We start from the raw sequence: 17,990 nt of genomic DNA, 5'->3' as shown, positions 1-17,990 counted from the left end.
TATCGTATGTTGTTATACAGTTTTCTGATGATATATTATAAAAAGACACTTTAGTGTAAAGTGTCTTTTTATAATATATTTTACTTTTGTAATTAAATTTACTCTATATGTTTTAAGTATTAGCCTTTAACGTTTTTAATACATTCTTATGGAATACTACATTTAGTTAATATTGATTATATTTCCAGTATTAATATCGATTAAATTGATATCAAGTTCAAGTTCATCTTCATCATCAGTTTTTATAATATCTATAATTGCTACAGAATGGCTTCCATCTTTGGGGATAGAAGTACTTCCAGGGTTTATAACTATTAAATTGTCATCCATATATAGTTTCTTTACATGAGTATGTCCTAAAACTAATATGTCAGCACCCATTTTCTTTGATTTATCAATAATTTCTTCTTCTGTTTCTGTATAACCATGATTTAATATAATCCTAATTTCTCCAAATTGGCTCATGACATAAGGACTTTGAATAGGATGTTCTATTACCATCTGGTCGACATCTGCATCACAGTTACCTTTAACAATTATAATATTTTCTAATTTGTTTAATACTTCAATAAATTTTTTAGGGTTATATCCTTCTGGAATATCATTTCTAGGACCATGATATAATACATCTCCTCCATGTAAAAGAATATCACAATCAGATAATACATTTAATGCTTTTTCAAAGTAAAGTAAACTACCATGAGTATCACTCATTATTCCTATTTTCATATTAAAATCCTCCTAAGTGCAGTCTATAAAAATTTTTCAGATACTCTATGCCAAAATTCGTAATTTGACATCCTAAGTAATTTTATTTTTGCATCAGACATGCTAACTTTTATATTTTCAATTTGTCTAAATCTGTGTTCAACCCCATCAACAACAATCAATAATGAATCTTCAAATCTGTATTCTGGTGCAATTTTTATAACAGATTCGTTTGAACATATTATACTTGATGTAAAACATCTATATGCATTAGTGTTTATTGGATGTAAAGGTGTAATCTGCATAAGTTCAAGTTTTATATCAACAATACTACCACCAGCAGAATAGTTGTAGGCGGTTGAACCTGTGGAAGTAGAAATAATCATACCATCTCCACTAAAATTTTGTATATGTTTATCATCAAGGCTTAGATTAAGATGTATAGTTCTAGACTTGTCTCCTCTTATAACAACTTCATTTACAGCAAGCATGTTAGAGCCACTAGTAGTTGTATATACTTCAGCATTAAGAAGTGACATTTCTTGAATAATATAATCCTTTTTTATATAAGCTTCAATAAAGCTATCAATCTTATCTGGTAAAATATCAGGAAAAAATCCCAGATGTCCCGTATTTATACCCATTATGGGAATTTCAGGAAAATCGAAATCTCTAACTGTTCTTAAAAAAGAGCCATCACCGCCAATTGATATAATAAGTTCTGTATCTGGATAAATATCTGAATACACCTCAAAGCCAGCGTTGACAAGTTTTCTAGTTAAGAGTTCTTTAGTCTCAAGGGACTTATTTAATTGGTTTGCATTTATAGTTATAATTCTTTTCATATATTCACCTCTTCATACTTTGTATTATAACATAGTTTTATAATTCTTAATTTATAAATTTATAAATGACCTAGCTTGTTGTGAATGTGTTAAAATATGTATAGGGGGTATAAAAAATTACATAAGAGGTGAAGACGTGTTTAAGGTAAAGAATATCACAAAAAAATTAGGTAAATTTAAATTAAATAATATAAACTTGGAATTAAAAGAAGGAGAGATTATTGGAGTTATAGGACCAAATGGTTCTGGAAAGACAACTTTAATAAAAATTATAATGGGGATTATTGATGCTGATGAAGGTGAAATTGAACTTTGTAATGAAACAATTGACAACTCTCCAGTAAGTTTTAAAAACAATATTGGTTTTGTATATGATTCTTTACAATTTTATCCGCATTTGAAGGTAAAAGAGTTTAGAAGAATAGTATCTTTATTTTATAGTAATTTTGATAGAGAAAGATTTGATGAATATCTTGAAAAATTTGAAATAGAAGAAAATATACATATTAAGAATTTATCCAAAGGACAATCTGAGAAGCTTATGCTAGCAAATGCACTTAGCCATAATGCAAAACTACTTATTTTGGATGAACCAACCGCTGGAATAGACCCAATTGTAAGAAAAGAAATAATGCAGTATCTAAAAGATTTTGTGAAAAATGGAAGTAGTAGTGTAATAATTTCAACTCACAATACTGATAATTTAATTAGGATTGCGGATTATCTTATTTTTGTAAATAAAGGAAATCAAATTTTTACAATAAAGAAAGATATGATAGAGCAGGAATATAAAATAATTAGGGCAAATAAAGCAGAATTAGACGAAATTAAAGAAAATATAGTGGGTGTAAAAGAGTATAAATATTATAGTGAAGCACTACTAAAAGTTGGAGATAGCTTAAAAGTAAAAAGCTTATTGATAGAAATTGATAAACATAAAGTTAAAAATCCTACTATAGAAGAACTAATGTATTATTATGTAAATGAGGTGAAATAATGTTCAATTTGATAAGAAAAGATTTAATAGTAGGAGTTAGTTCAGATGGGATTCGTAATTTGAAGTACATATTGCTATTTTTTATTTTTTATTTTTTCCTTAATTCAATTTCGTATTATACTGTAAGTGTTGTCATAAGTTATTTGATTTTTGTAAATACATTTGAATGTGATTATGAAAGTGATTCAAGAATATTTATAAGAAGTATGCCAGTTAGTATTGAAGATATAGTGTATTCAAAGTATTTATTAGGTGCGGGATTAATAATTTTTATAACAACAATTGCATCTTTAATAAGTAAATTGACATCATTAGTGTTTTTTAGAAGCATGGTTTTAAATGATGTGTTCTTTTCTATAAATATATTTTTAGCAATTTTATCAATAGTACTTCCTTTATTTTTTAAATTTGGATATGGCAAAATGAAAATTTGTGGATTAATAATAAGTATTTTAGTTTATTTTGTATATGGGAGTATTTTAAGAATGGTTAGTATGATAGTATATCAAGTAAAGCATGTTAATTATAGTAAGGTAGGAGGCGTATACCTTTCAAATTATATTACTGATATGACTAATACTAGATATATAAATCTATATAGTATTACATTTTTGACTATAATGATTTTTATAATATCTATGTATTTTTCTATTAAGATTTCAAAAAAAAATAAGTTTAATTATAAAAGTTTTTAATTAATATTATAGCGTAAAATATAAGGAGATTAGAAATGAATAAGTTTATAAAAGTTTCAATTTTTATTTTGGGAGTTTTTACACTATTCATAGCTATAAATAAATTAGCATATAGAGATATGGTAAGTGTCAAAGATTATGAAATAAATCATTTAGAGGAAATTGTTTTTGATTTTGATAGCAGAAGAAGTGAAGAAATTGGTACTGTTATAAGATTCAAAATAAGTAATAATAGTAAATACAGATATAGATTAAACAGTGCAAAAATGAGATTTGAGAATTGTATTGAGAGTAAAAAAGGAGAGAATAAATGCTCTTATTATGTAAATATAGATTTGTTTAATGAAAAAAATTCTATAACTGAAAAAACCTTAAACTATGGGATAAAGTCGAATAATCAAGGTTATGTCGATTTTGTGATTCCAAAGGGGTTAAACTTTGACTACAGGTATTTTAATGACTCTGGTATGAGTGTAGAATATAAGGGCGAATTTACTGTGGAAATGCCTATCGCAAAAGGTTTATATCTAGTAGTTAGAAAAAATAATGATGTATGGAATTCTAATGTTATGGAGTAATTTGAAAAAATTGAAAAATAAAGTTATTGCATATATAATTAAAATAGTATGAAATTTATAAATATTCAGGTTAGGAGGGTGTTCAATGTCAATAAGCAATGTAAGAGAGTATTTTAAAGAATTTGGAAGGGAAGATAGCATACTAGAGTTTGAACAATCTAGTGCTACTGTAGAACTTGCGGCAGAAGCAGCAGGAGTTATTCCAGCTAGAATCGCTAAGACTCTTTCATTTAAAATAGGAGAGGATGCAATTTTAATTGTTACAGCTGGAGATGCTAAGATTGATAATAAAAAATACAAGGATGAGTTTAGTTGTAAAGCTAAAATGTTAGCACCAGAAGAAGTTCTAGATTTTACTGGACATGCTATTGGTGGTGTTTGTCCATTTGGTTTAAAAAATCCTTTAAAAGTATATCTAGATGATTCAATGAAGAGATTTGATACAGTATTTCCTGCATGTGGTAGCAGTAATTCAGCAATAGAACTTACATGTGATGAAATGGAGAAATTTTCTAAGTGTGAGAAATGGGTAGATGTTTGTAAAAATTGGTAAAAAATATAATGAGAATTAGTAAAAAAATATCCCTGTATACTGTCTGTGTGGGGATATTTTTATGTGGAAAATATTTATAAATCTAAGAGAAAAATCTAATTTAAACTAATAATCCAAAAAAAAGTTAAAAAATTCTGATTTTTCTTCAAAATAATAAAAAAATGACAAAAAAATGGAAAAAATGTAGTAAATATTGTTAAAAAAATAATTAGAAATTATTGAAAAATTATCCTTTGAGTGATACTATTATAAATGTAAGATATTTAAAAAACAAAAATAATCACGAAAAAATATGATTATTTAGCTCTATTAAAATAATTTTGATATGATAGAAAAAATTTATATATGGGTTGAAATACTAATATACATAACATTTACTATTGATATACCCTAGAATGAACATCATAAACAAATTATTTTATCTATAACCATTGTGAGAGAAGTCTTATTCTAGCTTGAAATTTCACAAAATTCCAAAAAGCGAGATTTTTTTTAAGAACAGTTGACTTTAAATTAACAATTTATAATTAAATTAATGTCATAATCGGTTAATATAATTGCATATAAATATAGGGCGGACTTTAATTAAGGTTATAAATTTCTCGACGTATACTCAAATACTTTATTATAGATGTTGCCGAGATTTTAATTAATAAATGAAAATAAAATATTTATAAAATACTGAGGAGGCTATTATGGATTTAAATTCTAAAAAATATCAGATGCTTAAAGAGTTATATGTAAGCTTCGCTGAAAATGAAGTTAAACCTTTAGCAACAGAGCTTGATGAAGAAGAAAGATTTCCTTATGAAACAGTGGAAAAAATGGCAAAGGCAGGAATGATGGGTATACCGTATCCAAAAGAGTATGGTGGAGAAGGTGGAGACACTGTAGGTTATATAATGGCTGTTGAAGAATTGTCTAGAGTTTGTGGAACTACAGGAGTTATATTATCGGCTCATACATCTCTTGGTTCATGGCCTATATATCAATATGGTAATGAAGAACAAAAACAAAAATTCTTAAGACCATTAGCAAGTGGTGAAAAATTAGGAGCATTTGGTCTTACTGAACCTAATGCTGGTACAGATGCGTCTGGACAACAAACTACTGCTGTTTTAGATGGAGATGAATACATACTTAATGGCTCAAAAATATTTATAACAAATGCAATAGCTGGTGACATATATGTAGTAATGGCAATGACTGATAAATCTAAAGGTAATAGAGGAATTTCAGCATTTATAGTTGAAAAAGGAACTCCTGGATTTAGCTTTGGTGTTAAAGAAAAGAAAATGGGTATAAGAGGTTCAGCTACTAGTGAATTAATATTTGAAGATTGTAGAATACCTAAAGAAAATTTACTTGGAAAAGAAGGCCAAGGATTTAAGATAGCAATGTCTACTCTTGATGGTGGTAGAATTGGTATTGCAGCACAAGCTTTAGGTTTAGCACAAGGTGCTCTTGATGAAACAGTTAAATATGTAAAAGAAAGAGTACAGTTTGGTAGACCACTATCAAAATTCCAAAATACACAATTCCAATTAGCTGATATGGAAGTTAGAATACAAGCGGCTAGACATCTTGTATATCAAGCAGCTATAAATAAAGACTTAGGAAAACCTTATGGAGTAGAAGCAGCAATGGCAAAATTATTTGCAGCAGAAACAGCTATGGAAGTTACTACAAAAGCTGTACAACTTCATGGTGGATATGGATACACTCGTGATTATCCAGTAGAAAGAATGATGAGAGATGCTAAGATAACTGAAATATATGAAGGAACTAGTGAAGTTCAAAGAATGGTTATTTCAGGAAAATTATTAAAATAGAGATATTAAAATATACACAATAGGTCGATATTAAAATAGATATGGAGGAAGGATTTATGAAGATAGTCGTTTGTATAAAACAAGTTCCAGATACAACAGAAGTTAAACTAGATCCTAATACAGGTACTTTAATTAGAGATGGAGTACCAAGTATAATAAACCCTGATGATAAAGCAGGTTTAGAAGAAGCGATAAGATTAAAAGAAGAAATGGGAGCTCATGTAACTGTAATAACAATGGGACCTCCTCAAGCAGATATGGCTTTAAAAGAAGCTTTAGCAATGGGTGCAGATAGAGGAATATTATTAACAGATAGAGCCTTTGCAGGTGCTGATACTTGGGCAACTTCATCAGCATTAGCAGGAGCATTAAAAAATATAGATTTTGATATTATAATAGCTGGAAGACAGGCTATAGATGGTGATACTGCACAAGTTGGACCTCAAATAGCTGAACATTTAAAACTTCCATCAATAACATATGCTGAAGAAATAAAAACTGAAGGCGAATATGTTTTAGTAAAAAGACAATTTGAAGATTGTTGTCATGACTTAAAAGTTAAAATGCCATGCCTTATAACAACTCTTAAAGATATGAACACACCAAGATACATGAAGGTTGGAAGAATATATGATTCTTTTGAAAATGATGTAGTAGAAACTTGGACTGTAAAAGATATAGAAGTTGACCCTTCTAACTTAGGTCTAAAAGGTTCTCCAACTAGCGTATTTAAATCATTTACGAAATCAGTTAAACCAGCTGGTACAATATACAACGAAGATGCAAAAGCATCAGCTGGAATTATTATAGATAAATTAAAAGAAAAATATATCATATAATTAAGGGGGGATAAAGAATGGGTAATGTTTTAGTAGTAATAGAACAAAGAGAAAATGTAATTCAAACTGTTTCTTTAGAATTATTAGGAAAGGCAACAGAAATAGCCAAAGATTATGATACAAAAGTTTCTGCATTACTTTTAGGTAGTAAGGTAGAAGATTTAATAGATACATTAGCACATTATGGAGCTGATGAAGTAATAGTAGTAGATGATGAAGCTTTAGCAGTGTATACAACTGAACCATATACAAAGGCTGCATATGAAGCAATAAAAGCAGCGGACCCAATAGTTGTATTATTTGGAGCAACTTCAATAGGTAGAGATTTAGCACCTAGAGTATCTGCTAGAGTACATACAGGACTTACTGCTGACTGTACAGGACTTGCAGTAGCTGAAGATACAAAATTATTATTAATGACAAGACCTGCTTTTGGTGGAAATATAATGGCAACAATAGTTTGCAAAGATTTCAGACCTCAAATGTCTACAGTTAGACCAGGCGTTATGAAGAAAAATGAAGTTGATGAAACTAGAGAAGCTGTAATTAATCGTTTTAAAGTAGAATTTACTGAGGCTGACAAATTAGTTCAAGTTGTAGAAATAATAAAAGAAGCTAAAAAACAAGTTAAAATAGAAGATGCTAAAATATTAGTTTCTGCTGGACGTGGAATGGGCGGAAAAGAAAATTTAGATATACTTTATGAATTAGCTGAAGTTATAGGTGGAGAAGTTTCTGGTTCTCGTGCAACTATAGATGCAGGATGGTTAGATAAAGCAAGACAAGTTGGTCAAACTGGTAAAACTGTAAGACCAGACCTTTATATAGCATGTGGTATATCTGGAGCAATACAACATATAGCTGGTATGGAAGATGCTGAGTTTATAGTTGCTATAAACAAAAATCCAGAAGCTCCAATATTTAAATATGCTGATGTTGGTATAGTTGGAGATGTTCACAAAGTACTTCCAGAACTTATAAGTCAATTAAGTGTTGCAAAAGAAAAAGGTGAAGTTTTAGCTAACTAATTTCTTGGGGAGGGTATTATGAGTACAAGCGATGTTAAAGTTTATGAGAATATAGCTGTTGAAGTAAATGAAAATATATGTACAGTGAAAATGAATAGACCTAAAGCCCTTAATGCAATAAATTCAAAAACTTTAGAAGAACTTTATGAAGTATTTGCTGATATTAATAATGATGAAACTATTGATGTAGTAATACTGACAGGGGAAGGAAAAGCATTTGTAGCTGGAGCAGATATTGCATATATGAAAGATTTAGATGCCGTAGCTGCTAAAGATTTTAGTCTTCTAGGAGCTAAAGCTTTTAGAGAAATAGAAGATAGTAAAAAAGTAATAATAGCAGCTGTAAATGGATTTGCTTTAGGTGGAGGATGCGAACTAGCAATGGCTTGTGATATAAGAATTGCATCTGCTAAAGCTAAATTTGGGCAACCAGAAGTAACTCTTGGAATAACTCCAGGGTATGGAGGAACTCAAAGACTTACAAGACTGGTTGGACTGGCAAAAGCAAAAGAATTAATCTTTACAGGTCAAGTTATAAAAGCTGATGAAGCTGAAAAAATAGGGCTAGTAAATAAAGTTGTCGAGCCAGAAGCTTTAATGGAAGAAGTTGAAAAACTAGCTAAAACAATAGCTAAAAATGCTCAACTTGCAGTTAGATACTCTAAAGAAGCTATACAACTTGGTGCTCAAACTGATATAGATACTGGAATAGATATAGAATCTAATTTCTTTGGACTTTGTTTTTCAACTAAAGACCAAAAAGAAGGAATGTCAGCTTTTATTGAAAAAAGAGAAGCTAACTTTATAAAAGGATAAACAAATCTAATTAAAAATATATTTGCTGTTAACTAGATTGAATAAATACTTTAATCTAGTTAACAGAATATAAATACTAAAATAACAGGAGGTTATAACTATGAAATTAGCTGTAATAGGTAGTGGAACTATGGGAAGTGGTATTGTACAAACTTTTGCAAGTTGTGGTCATGATGTATGTTTAAAGAGTAGAACTCAAGGTGCTATAGATAAATGTTTAGGCTTATTAGATAAAAATTTAACTAAATTGGTTACTAAAGGAAAAATGGACGAAGCTACAAAAGCAGAAATATTAAGTCATGTTAGTTCAACTACTAACTATGAAGATTTGAAAGACATGGACTTAATAATAGAAGCATCTGTAGAAGATATGAACATAAAGAAAGATGTTTTTAAATTATTAGATGAGTTATGTAAAGACGATACTATTTTAGCAACAAATACTTCATCATTATCTATAACAGAAATAGCTTCTTCTACTAATAGAGCAGATAAAGTTATAGGAATGCATTTCTTCAATCCAGTTCCTATGATGAAATTAGTTGAAGTTATAAGCGGTCAATTAACATCAAAAGTTACTTTTGATACAGTATTTGAATTATCTAAGAGTATCAATAAAGTACCAGTAGATGTATCTGAATCTCCTGGATTTGTAGTAAACAGAATACTTATACCTATGATAAATGAAGCTGTTGGTATATATGCAGATGGTGTTGCAAGTAAAGAAGAAATAGATGAGGCTATGAAACTAGGTGCAAACCATCCAATGGGACCTTTAGCATTAGGTGATTTAATAGGATTAGATGTTGTTTTAGCTATAATGAACGTTTTATACACTGAATTTGGAGACACTAAATATAGACCTCATCCACTTTTAGCTAAAATGGTTAGAGCTAATCAATTAGGAAGAAAAACTAAAATAGGATTCTATGATTATAATAAATAAGAACTGAAATCTAAAAAATTTAACTGATATTGTCTAAAAAAAAACAATCTCAAAAATCTGATAAAAATCTAATTTAATGGGGGTAATGAATATGAGAGAAGTAGTAATTGCCAGTGCAGCTAGAACAGCAGTAGGAAGTTTTGGAGGAGCATTTAAATCAGTTTCAGCAGTAGACTTAGGTATAACAGCAGCTAAAGAAGCTATAAAAAGAGCTAATATAACTCCAGATATGATAGATGAATCACTTTTAGGAGGAGTACTTACAGCAGGTCTTGGTCAAAATATAGCAAGACAAATAGCATTAGGTGCAGGAATACCAGTAGAAAAACCAGCTATGACTATAAATATAGTTTGTGGTTCTGGATTAAGATCTGTTTCAATGGCATCTCAACTTATAGCATTAGGGGACGCTGATATAATGCTAGTTGGTGGAGCTGAAAACATGAGTATGTCTCCTTATTTAGTACCAAGTGCTAGATATGGTGCAAGAATGGGTGATACTGCTTTTGTTGATTCAATGATAAAAGATGGATTATCAGACATATTCAATAACTATCACATGGGTATAACTGCTGAAAATATAGCAGAGCAATGGAATATAACTAGAGAAGAACAAGATGAATTAGCCCTTGCAAGTCAAAATAAAGCTGAAAAAGCTCAAGCTGAAGGAAAATTTGACGAAGAAATAGTTCCAGTGGTTATAAAAGGAAGAAAAGGTGACACTGTAGTAGACAAAGATGAGTATATTAAACCTGGTACTACAATAGAAAAACTTGCTAAATTAAGACCTGCATTTAAAAAAGATGGAACAGTTACTGCTGGTAATGCATCAGGAATCAATGATGGTGCTGCTATGTTAGTAGTAATGGCTAAAGAAAAAGCTGAAGAATTAGGAATAGAACCTCTTGCAACTATAGTTTCTTATGGAACAGCTGGTGTTGACCCTACAATAATGGGTTATGGACCAGTTCCAGCAACTAAAAAAGCTTTAGAAGCTGCTAATATGACTATTGAAGATATAGATTTAGTTGAAGCTAATGAAGCATTTGCTGCTCAATCTATAGCCGTAGTAAAAGATTTAAACATAGATATGGCTAAAGTTAATGTTAACGGTGGAGCAATAGCTATAGGACATCCAATAGGATGCTCAGGAGCAAGAATACTTACTACACTTTTATATGAAATGAAGAGAAGAGATGCTAAAACTGGTTTAGCTACACTTTGTATAGGTGGTGGAATGGGAACTACTTTAATAGTTAAAAGATAGTTTTAGATTATAATTTTTAAAAATTAAACATTTAACCATGAACTTAACCTGTAAGAGTAACTATTTGTTATTCTTACAGGTTTTTATGGTTAAAAAATAATTATTATCTATTAAACAAAAATAGTGTAAAATATATAATATCATGGTTTTGAAGATATAAAAGAAAGTAGGTAAAAGTTTGTTTAAAAAAGAAAATCAAAAATATAATCTTATATCCTATACAAATGAAGAAGAAATGACTCTAAAAGAAGTTTTGCTGGACAAGCTAAATTTTTCGGTTAGGTCACTATCAAAAATGAAAAGAGAAAAAAGTGTATTAGTAAATGGTGTATATAAAAAGCCAAGTTTAAAAGTGTCTCGTGGGGATTTAATAGAGGTAAAAATAGAAGAAGAAAAAGCAAATTTTGAGCCACAAGATTTAAATTTACAAATAATATATGATGATTTTGATATAATTATGGTAAATAAGCCACCATTTATGGTAGTTCATCCAACTAAAAGTCACTATGATAATACAATAGCAAATGGTATTAGTTATTATATAGAGAAGCATAAAGAAAATGTAAAAATACGATTTGTAAATAGACTTGATATGAACACTTCAGGACTTGTTATAGTAGCAAAAAATGCTTATGCCCACCATACTTTGTCTACATCAATGAGTGAAAACAAAGTTGAAAAAACATATATAACAGTAGTGAATGGGATTATAGATGAAGATGAGGGAACTATAAATGAACCAATTTATAGACCTGAAGAGGATTCAATAAAGAGAGTAATAGATGAAAGAGGGCAAGCATCTGTTACTCATTATAAAGTAGTAGAAAGATTAAAAAATGCAACTGTACTAGAAGTAAAGCTAGAAACTGGTAGAACACATCAAATAAGGGTTCATATGGCTCATATAGGTCATGGAATAATAGGTGATGAGTTATATGGTTATATAGATGGAAATCTTATAAATAGGCAAGCTCTTCATGCATATAGCTTAGAGTTTGAACAACCAAGAACAAAAGAAATTTTAAAATTTAAAACAGATATACCAAAGGATATGCAAGAGTTAATATCGAAATTAAGATAGATGGGGTGATATATATGATAATACATAAATTTATAATACATGTTTTGGATAAGAATAGTGATGTTCCAATATTAAATGATTTTGAAGGTAAAGTTAATCAAGAAGTAGATGGATTTTTTCAAAAAGCAATAAAGAGAATTTCAAAGGATGAAGATTTAAGAAAAGGGATTTTTAAAGATTATAATGACAATTTAATTAAAAATTGTTGTGAACAAATAATATATGATGAAAGTTCATTTTTAAAAAACTCTAAAGAAATAGCATCTTATCTGTTTGATGTTATGAAGATTAATGTAGCATTAGAATCTTGTGATTTGGCAATTTGCTTGTATACTGTAAAAGATGAAAAGAGTGTTGCTATATTGAAATTAGATTATAAAAAATTGTATACTCATTCAATTGAGTTTGTAGATGATAAATTTAATATTCAAATGGTATCAAATGAAATTGGTATTCCAGAAACTTTAAGACAAAAACAAGGAGCTTTAATTGGATTAAGTGGAATGAATGATGAGTTTCATCTAAGACTCTTAGACAAAGATGCAGAAAAAGAGGGTTCAGAATCAAAGTTTGTAACAGAATTTTTGCATGCTAAAAAAATAGATGATGATAAGTATAAGACAAAAGTATTTAAAAATACAGCCGAAAATTGGATAACTAATGCTCTTAGTAATGATATAAAACAAGCAGAAGATGTAAGAAGTATATTAAATTATACATTAAAAGAAAAACATGAAATTGATATAAATGATTTTGTTGATAATTCAATTAAGGATGAAGAATTAAAAGGTAGTTTTAAAGAGCATATGGAAGAAAAAGGTCTTGATGAAGGTTTTAGCATAGATAAAAAATGGGTTGAGAAAAAGCTCAAAAAGAGAAGTATAAAAACTGATAATGGCTTTGATATAAAAGGGAACCTAACTGATTTTGAAGACCCAATGAAATATACTGTAAAGCAAAATCAAGATGGAACTATAGATATAGTAATAAAGAATGTAACATTTTATGAAGAAAAGTAATCTTAATTTGAGTAATTTATATGATTGGATATAAATTAAGTTAGAAGAAATGTATAGTTAATATAGTTATAAATAAAATGTAGATTAGTCTGTGTAAACTTCTAATAGAAATATTAAGTAGAAGTATACACAGACTATTTATATTTGTAGACAAAATGATGTTATTTATTTTCTTCGATATATTTACATATATCACCAATACATTTAAAGTTTTCAGCTTCCTCATCTGGTATTTCTATACCAAATTCATCTTCAAGAGCCATTATAATCTCAACAGCATCTAATGAATCAGCTTCTAAATCTTCCATTAAAGATGCTTCCATAGTTATTTCATCTAAATTGTCTAACCCTAATTGTTCTGCTATTATTTCTTTTATTTTTTCAAACATTTTAAGCCTCCTACAGCAGTTTTAATTAATTTTAATGTTAGTTTAATATAATATCAAAAATTTTTCAATATGCAATTAGTAAAAAATAATAAAATTTTATAAAGGTAGTAATAAAGTCTTATTTGATGAATAAACTTTATTGATAACAAATATAACTTAGGAGGAAATGCTATGAAATATGTAGGCTTATTACTAACATCTGTAGGAATATTTTTACTTATAGCAGTAAATTTTTATTATAATTCAATAACTTTAGATATGCAACGAATAGAGGACTATGTAATGGAAACCAATTTAATTCTTGAAGATGTAGCAGAGAAGGAAAGCTATGTATCTAATGAAAAGGACGATTATATATCAAGATTAATGCATGTAAAGAAAGGCATAGAAAATTCAAAAACATCCTTCTTGATAGAAAGATATAAAGAATACAAAGTAAAATCAATAGAAAGTTTAATTTATACTATATCAGAAGAAAAAAAGGATTATTTAGATGAAGTTGATAGATACAATAAACTGGGAGAAAAAGAAATAAATAAATTAATCAATAAAAACTTTTTAGAAGTAACTTATCTGTCTATTACTACATATATTTAATTAAAGAGACAAAAGTTAGTCTCTTAATGATTCAAGGAGGATTAGTTATGACAAAATTAGAAGACAATATGGAACGTTTCTTTGGAGGATGCGAAGGATTTTTTAGTAATAAAATGTTGATAATAATAGTTATAGTATTCTTATTATTATGTACAGACATTTTAGAAGACTTATTATGCGATGACAATATATGGATATGGGTTATATTAATAGTATTGTTGTTATTTAACTTCGATGATGGTTGTTGTTGCTAAAAAATATTGATTATTAAATAGGCAGAGCCAGTAACTTATACAAGTTATGGTTTTGCCTTTTTTAGTTAAGATAAAAAAATTTTAAAAAAATAATAAAAATACATTAGCAAAATGGAAACCAAATGCATAGTATATGTTAGGAGCGAAAAGCTCAACAAAATATCAACAGGAGGTAACGTGGAATGTTAGATAGATTCTTTGGAGAAGATGGATGTTTTGGTGGAGGAGGATGGTGGATAATCGTACTATTCTTCCTATTTTTAGCTTTTGGAGAGAGCTGGGCAGAATTTGACATAATGGCATGGATTCCATTCCTAATAGTTTTATTAATACTTTGCTGCTGTAGTGGATGCTTAGAATAAGAGTAGTAATTATTAAAAAAGGAGGAGTTTATTATGTTAGATAGATTTTTTGGAAACGATGGATGTTTTGGTGGGGGAGGATGGTGGATAATCGTATTATTCTTCCTATTCTTAGCTTTTGAAGATTGTTGGAGAGATATCGATATAATGTCATGGATACCATTCTTAATACTATTATTAATAACTTGTTCATGTGGTGGATTCTTTGATGGTGATGATGGTTGTGGCTGCGGCTGCTAAAACTAAACTGTTAAAGTGAAAAAATGCTGGTATGTTTTATACCAGCATTTTTTTATTTTATTTTTTAATGTAATTTAAATTAAGAATGAATATTATTAAAATTGTTGAATATAGGGTATAATATAAAATATAATGTATTTAAATGTACTTGATTTTATGGTAAAATAAGAACTTATATAAATATAGTTAAAATAAGAACCTGTATAAATTTGGTTCAGATTTAGATAAATTTAGCAAAATTAGGAGGATGAAAATGAAAAGTAATATAACGATAAAAGATGTTGCTAAACAAGCAGGCGTGTCAATATCTACAGTATCTAGAGTTATAAATGATTCAAAACCTGTGACTGATGAAGTCAAACAAAAAGTTTTAGAGGTTATAAAAGAAACTGGATATATTCCAAATCCACTTGCAAGAAGCTTAGTAACTAAAAAGAGTCAATTAATAGGGGTAATAGTTCCAGAAGTTTCAGATTCTTTTGTTAATGAGATATTAAATGGAATAGAAGAAGTTGCTAAAATGTATGATTATGATATTCTTTTAGCTAATACATACTCTGATAAAGAACAAGAGTTAAAGAGTATAAATCTATTAAGAGCAAAACAAGTAGAAGGTATAGTTATGATTTCATGGGTAGTTGAACAAGAGCATATCAACTATATACAAAATTGTGGTATACCAGCAACATATATAAGTAAAACTGCTAGAAATTATGATATATACACAGTGAGCACTAGTAATAAAGAAGCTACTTTTGATATGACAGAACATCTTATAAAGAAAGGTCATGAAAAGATAGCTTTTATAATGACAAGTAAAGATGATACTGTTTTAGAAATGGAAAGACTTTCAGGCTACGAAGAAGCACTTTCAAGTAATAATATAGAGTTGGACAAGAGTTTAATCAAATATGGTGGAACTGATTATGAAAGTGGATACCATAGTATGAAAGAATTATTAGATGAAGGAATAATACCTCATGCAGCCTTTGTTACGGGTGATGAGGCTGCTATAGGAGCTATAAATGCTATCTGTGATGCTGGATATAAGGTTCCAGAAGACATATCAGTTGCAGGATTTAATGATGTTAAGATAGCTAAGATGTATAGGCCTAAGCTTACTACAGTTTATCAGCCTTTATATGATATGGGAGCAGTAGCAATAAGAATGGTTATTAAATTAATCAATAAAGAATTAATTGAAAACAAGAAAATAGAATTACCTTATCAAATTGTTGATAGAGAAAGTGTTATAGAGAGAAAGAAATAAAGTTATTAAAGTCAATCAGGTAGTGTTTAAAACACTACCTGATTTTTAGTTTAAATAATATGCAATTAAAATATTTTAGTTAAAAATAATAACTTTAAGCCTTAAAAGTAGTTTATTTTTGTTTATTCATGAGGATTGGATTTTTTAGTTTTCTTAAATATACTCTTAGATTTTTTTTGTTGATTATTTGGTGTATTTTTTGGTGCAGGTGTATTTGATTTACCTTTAGTTGGTTGTTTAGTCTTTTTAGTTTTAGCAGGTTTAGTATCTCTTTGAGTCTCTGCATCTGATATTTTATCCATTATAGTATCTAATTTTTTACGTTGATTGTCATCTAAAAATGCTTTGAATTTTGATACTACTTCCTCTCTTCCATCTAGGTTCTTACCTATCTTTATAAGTTCCTCCATAAGTTCACTTTCTGATTTCCCTTTGTAATTATCAGCAATCTTTTCTATCTTATCCTTGTCAATATTTTTTTGCTTAGCCATCTTTTCTAATGAATCTGTATCTATTTTTTTCATAAAAAAACCCCTTTCTATAAATATATATTGAATTATATTCATACTATTTATATATAGAAATAATATTGAAGTGGTGAATTGTGAGTGATATATAATATAAATAAAAATTCTTATAGATAATATATATGCACTGAGCTTTAAAAATGGAACATTAAAATATGAAAAACATACTTTAATATAGGGCAATTATATAATATAAGGGGGAATTGTCTTGAATAACTTACTATTTTTGATTGGAGTGATTGCATTGAGTAATGGTAATATCTCTATATTTGATGATAAAGATAAATCAAAGAAAAATAATAGAGCCAGAAAAAACAAAAAAAATTCAAATGAGAAATTATCAAAAGCTATACATGAAACTTTAAGGTTTGATGCAAATGATATAAAAAGAGGTCTAAGACTTATGGATTTGAGTGAAGAAGACCTAGAAATGGGAATGGAAATAATAACAAGAACTAAAAAATACATGTCAAGAGATGAAAGGAAAATACTAGTAAAAATAGAAAGTATTTTAGACTTAGTTAGAGGCATAAAGAAACTTAACAATATAGATGTGGTAGATGTTGAAGAGGAAACAGATTTTTTTAGAAAAATGGATAGTGAAGACAAAAAAAATATGATGATAAAAGAAATTATAGATGTATTTCCAGAAAAGAGAAAAAATTCTGTTGAAAAGGCTATAGGAATGAAAAAAAAGATAGATTTATTTGCAGAATTGTTTTTACCTGATGATTTTGGTGAAGGTGGATTTAGTTTAAGTTCTTTGGCAAATATAAATAATCTAGGTAGTATGAATAATCTTAAACTGCTAGGAAATCTTTTAAGAGGTGATGATAGTAATAATGATGATGATGAATATGAAGATAATAATGAAGAAGATGAATATGAAGATAATAATGAAGAAGATGAAGAGTCAACATATGAAGATGAGATAGATGATAATGAAGAAGAATTAACAGAAGATGAAGAAACAGACCATGAGTATGCAGAAAATGATGAAAATATAGTATATGATGAAGAATTATATGATGTTAATGAACAAAAGCATGAACATAATCGTAATGAAAAAAATACTAGAAGTAAAGCTAAGAGAAAGTAATAATTAACTAAATACATAAAGAGAAAAGGAAGAAAAAGTAATACTAGA

At 28.5% G+C, this 17,990-nt stretch carries 22 protein-coding genes; 18 read left to right on the top strand and 4 right to left on the bottom strand.

The genetic code is table 11. From position 1 onward, the window contains the following. Positions 1-162: 162 nt before the first annotated feature. Both yfcE and JJC01_15370 read right to left on the bottom strand, forming a co-directional pair. Complete coding sequence (gene yfcE / locus JJC01_15375; protein ID UDN57543.1) at positions 163-729, bottom strand: phosphodiesterase; 567 nt, start codon at positions 727-729, stop codon at positions 163-165. A gap of 23 nt (positions 730-752) precedes the next feature. Continuing rightward, positions 753-1,553 carry an NAD(+)/NADH kinase gene (locus JJC01_15370; protein ID UDN57542.1) on the bottom strand — a complete coding sequence of 267 codons (801 nt, stop codon included), beginning with the start codon at positions 1,551-1,553 and terminating at the stop codon, positions 753-755. A 136-nt stretch (positions 1,554-1,689) separates the two neighbouring features. Here JJC01_15370 and JJC01_15365 point away from each other — a divergent pair, with 136 nt between their 5' ends. The 12 genes from JJC01_15365 to JJC01_15310 all read left to right on the top strand — a co-directional run bounded on the left by JJC01_15365 (position 1,690) and on the right by JJC01_15310 (position 13,204). Continuing rightward, positions 1,690-2,550 carry an ABC transporter ATP-binding protein gene (locus JJC01_15365; protein UDN57541.1) on the top strand — a complete coding sequence of 287 codons (861 nt, stop codon included), beginning with the start codon at positions 1,690-1,692 and terminating at the stop codon, positions 2,548-2,550. Beyond that, positions 2,550-3,245: an ABC-2 transporter permease gene (locus JJC01_15360; protein UDN57540.1), complete on the top strand. Its 696-nt coding sequence runs from the start codon at positions 2,550-2,552 to the stop codon at positions 3,243-3,245. The genes JJC01_15365 and JJC01_15360 overlap by 1 nt, the downstream gene beginning before the upstream one ends. A gap of 35 nt (positions 3,246-3,280) precedes the next feature. Then, positions 3,281-3,823 (top strand): hypothetical protein, encoded by a 543-nt coding sequence (locus tag JJC01_15355; protein UDN57539.1) that lies wholly within the window; start codon positions 3,281-3,283, stop codon positions 3,821-3,823. An 85-nt stretch (positions 3,824-3,908) separates the two neighbouring features. Next, positions 3,909-4,376, top strand: coding sequence for a YbaK/EbsC family protein (locus JJC01_15350; GenBank protein UDN57538.1), 468 nt, complete (start codon positions 3,909-3,911; stop codon positions 4,374-4,376). A 695-nt stretch (positions 4,377-5,071) separates the two neighbouring features. Further along, positions 5,072-6,208 carry an acyl-CoA dehydrogenase gene (locus tag JJC01_15345; protein UDN57537.1) on the top strand — a complete coding sequence of 379 codons (1,137 nt, stop codon included), beginning with the start codon at positions 5,072-5,074 and terminating at the stop codon, positions 6,206-6,208. Between the two features lie 56 nt (positions 6,209-6,264). Continuing rightward, positions 6,265-7,047, top strand: coding sequence for an electron transfer flavoprotein subunit beta/FixA family protein (locus tag JJC01_15340; protein UDN57536.1), 783 nt, complete (start codon positions 6,265-6,267; stop codon positions 7,045-7,047). Positions 7,048-7,064: 17 nt separating this feature from the next. Further along, positions 7,065-8,075: an electron transfer flavoprotein subunit alpha/FixB family protein gene (locus JJC01_15335; GenBank protein ID UDN57535.1), complete on the top strand. Its 1,011-nt coding sequence runs from the start codon at positions 7,065-7,067 to the stop codon at positions 8,073-8,075. A gap of 18 nt (positions 8,076-8,093) precedes the next feature. Beyond that, complete coding sequence (locus JJC01_15330) at positions 8,094-8,891, top strand: enoyl-CoA hydratase/isomerase family protein (GenBank protein UDN57534.1); 798 nt, start codon at positions 8,094-8,096, stop codon at positions 8,889-8,891. 100 nt (positions 8,892-8,991) lie between these two features. Then, positions 8,992-9,837 (top strand): 3-hydroxybutyryl-CoA dehydrogenase, encoded by an 846-nt coding sequence (locus JJC01_15325; protein UDN57533.1) that lies wholly within the window; start codon positions 8,992-8,994, stop codon positions 9,835-9,837. A gap of 91 nt (positions 9,838-9,928) precedes the next feature. Next, positions 9,929-11,104, top strand: coding sequence for an acetyl-CoA C-acetyltransferase (locus JJC01_15320; GenBank protein ID UDN57532.1), 1,176 nt, complete (start codon positions 9,929-9,931; stop codon positions 11,102-11,104). 178 nt (positions 11,105-11,282) lie between these two features. Next, complete coding sequence (locus tag JJC01_15315; protein UDN57531.1) at positions 11,283-12,185, top strand: RluA family pseudouridine synthase; 903 nt, start codon at positions 11,283-11,285, stop codon at positions 12,183-12,185. A 14-nt stretch (positions 12,186-12,199) separates the two neighbouring features. Continuing rightward, complete coding sequence (locus tag JJC01_15310) at positions 12,200-13,204, top strand: nucleoid-associated protein (protein UDN57530.1); 1,005 nt, start codon at positions 12,200-12,202, stop codon at positions 13,202-13,204. A gap of 161 nt (positions 13,205-13,365) precedes the next feature. Here JJC01_15310 and acpP read toward each other — a convergent pair whose 3' ends face one another. Continuing rightward, the gene (acpP, locus tag JJC01_15305) at positions 13,366-13,593 is read right to left on the bottom strand and encodes an acyl carrier protein (GenBank protein ID UDN57529.1); all 228 of its coding nucleotides are present in this window, start codon (positions 13,591-13,593) and stop codon (positions 13,366-13,368) included. A gap of 171 nt (positions 13,594-13,764) precedes the next feature. Between acpP and JJC01_15300 the strand changes: the two genes are divergently transcribed. The 5 genes from JJC01_15300 to ccpA all read left to right on the top strand — a co-directional run bounded on the left by JJC01_15300 (position 13,765) and on the right by ccpA (position 16,316). Next, the gene (locus tag JJC01_15300; protein UDN57528.1) at positions 13,765-14,190 is read left to right on the top strand and encodes a hypothetical protein; all 426 of its coding nucleotides are present in this window, start codon (positions 13,765-13,767) and stop codon (positions 14,188-14,190) included. Between the two features lie 47 nt (positions 14,191-14,237). Continuing rightward, the gene (locus JJC01_15295; GenBank protein ID UDN57527.1) at positions 14,238-14,444 is read left to right on the top strand and encodes a hypothetical protein; all 207 of its coding nucleotides are present in this window, start codon (positions 14,238-14,240) and stop codon (positions 14,442-14,444) included. 182 nt (positions 14,445-14,626) lie between these two features. Continuing rightward, complete coding sequence (locus JJC01_15290; GenBank protein ID UDN57526.1) at positions 14,627-14,806, top strand: hypothetical protein; 180 nt, start codon at positions 14,627-14,629, stop codon at positions 14,804-14,806. A gap of 33 nt (positions 14,807-14,839) precedes the next feature. Continuing rightward, positions 14,840-15,046, top strand: coding sequence for a hypothetical protein (locus JJC01_15285; GenBank protein ID UDN57525.1), 207 nt, complete (start codon positions 14,840-14,842; stop codon positions 15,044-15,046). Positions 15,047-15,299: 253 nt separating this feature from the next. Beyond that, complete coding sequence (gene ccpA, locus JJC01_15280; GenBank protein ID UDN57524.1) at positions 15,300-16,316, top strand: LacI family transcriptional regulator CcpA; 1,017 nt, start codon at positions 15,300-15,302, stop codon at positions 16,314-16,316. A gap of 122 nt (positions 16,317-16,438) precedes the next feature. Here the strand turns inward: ccpA and JJC01_15275 are convergent, their stop codons facing one another. Beyond that, positions 16,439-16,840, bottom strand: coding sequence for a hypothetical protein (locus JJC01_15275; GenBank protein ID UDN57523.1), 402 nt, complete (start codon positions 16,838-16,840; stop codon positions 16,439-16,441). Positions 16,841-17,051: 211 nt separating this feature from the next. On the opposite strand from JJC01_15275, the gene JJC01_15270 reads away from it, so the two are divergent. Further along, a complete protein-coding gene (locus tag JJC01_15270; GenBank protein UDN57522.1) occupies positions 17,052-17,942 on the top strand; it encodes a hypothetical protein in 891 nt (296 codons plus the stop codon). Positions 17,943-17,990: the final 48 nt, after the last annotated feature.

It is taken from the genome of Clostridioides sp. ES-S-0010-02 (assembly GCA_020641055.1).
Classification (GTDB): domain Bacteria; phylum Bacillota; class Clostridia; order Peptostreptococcales; family Peptostreptococcaceae; genus Clostridioides.
This window is presented reverse-complemented; position numbering and strand designations above follow the sequence as displayed.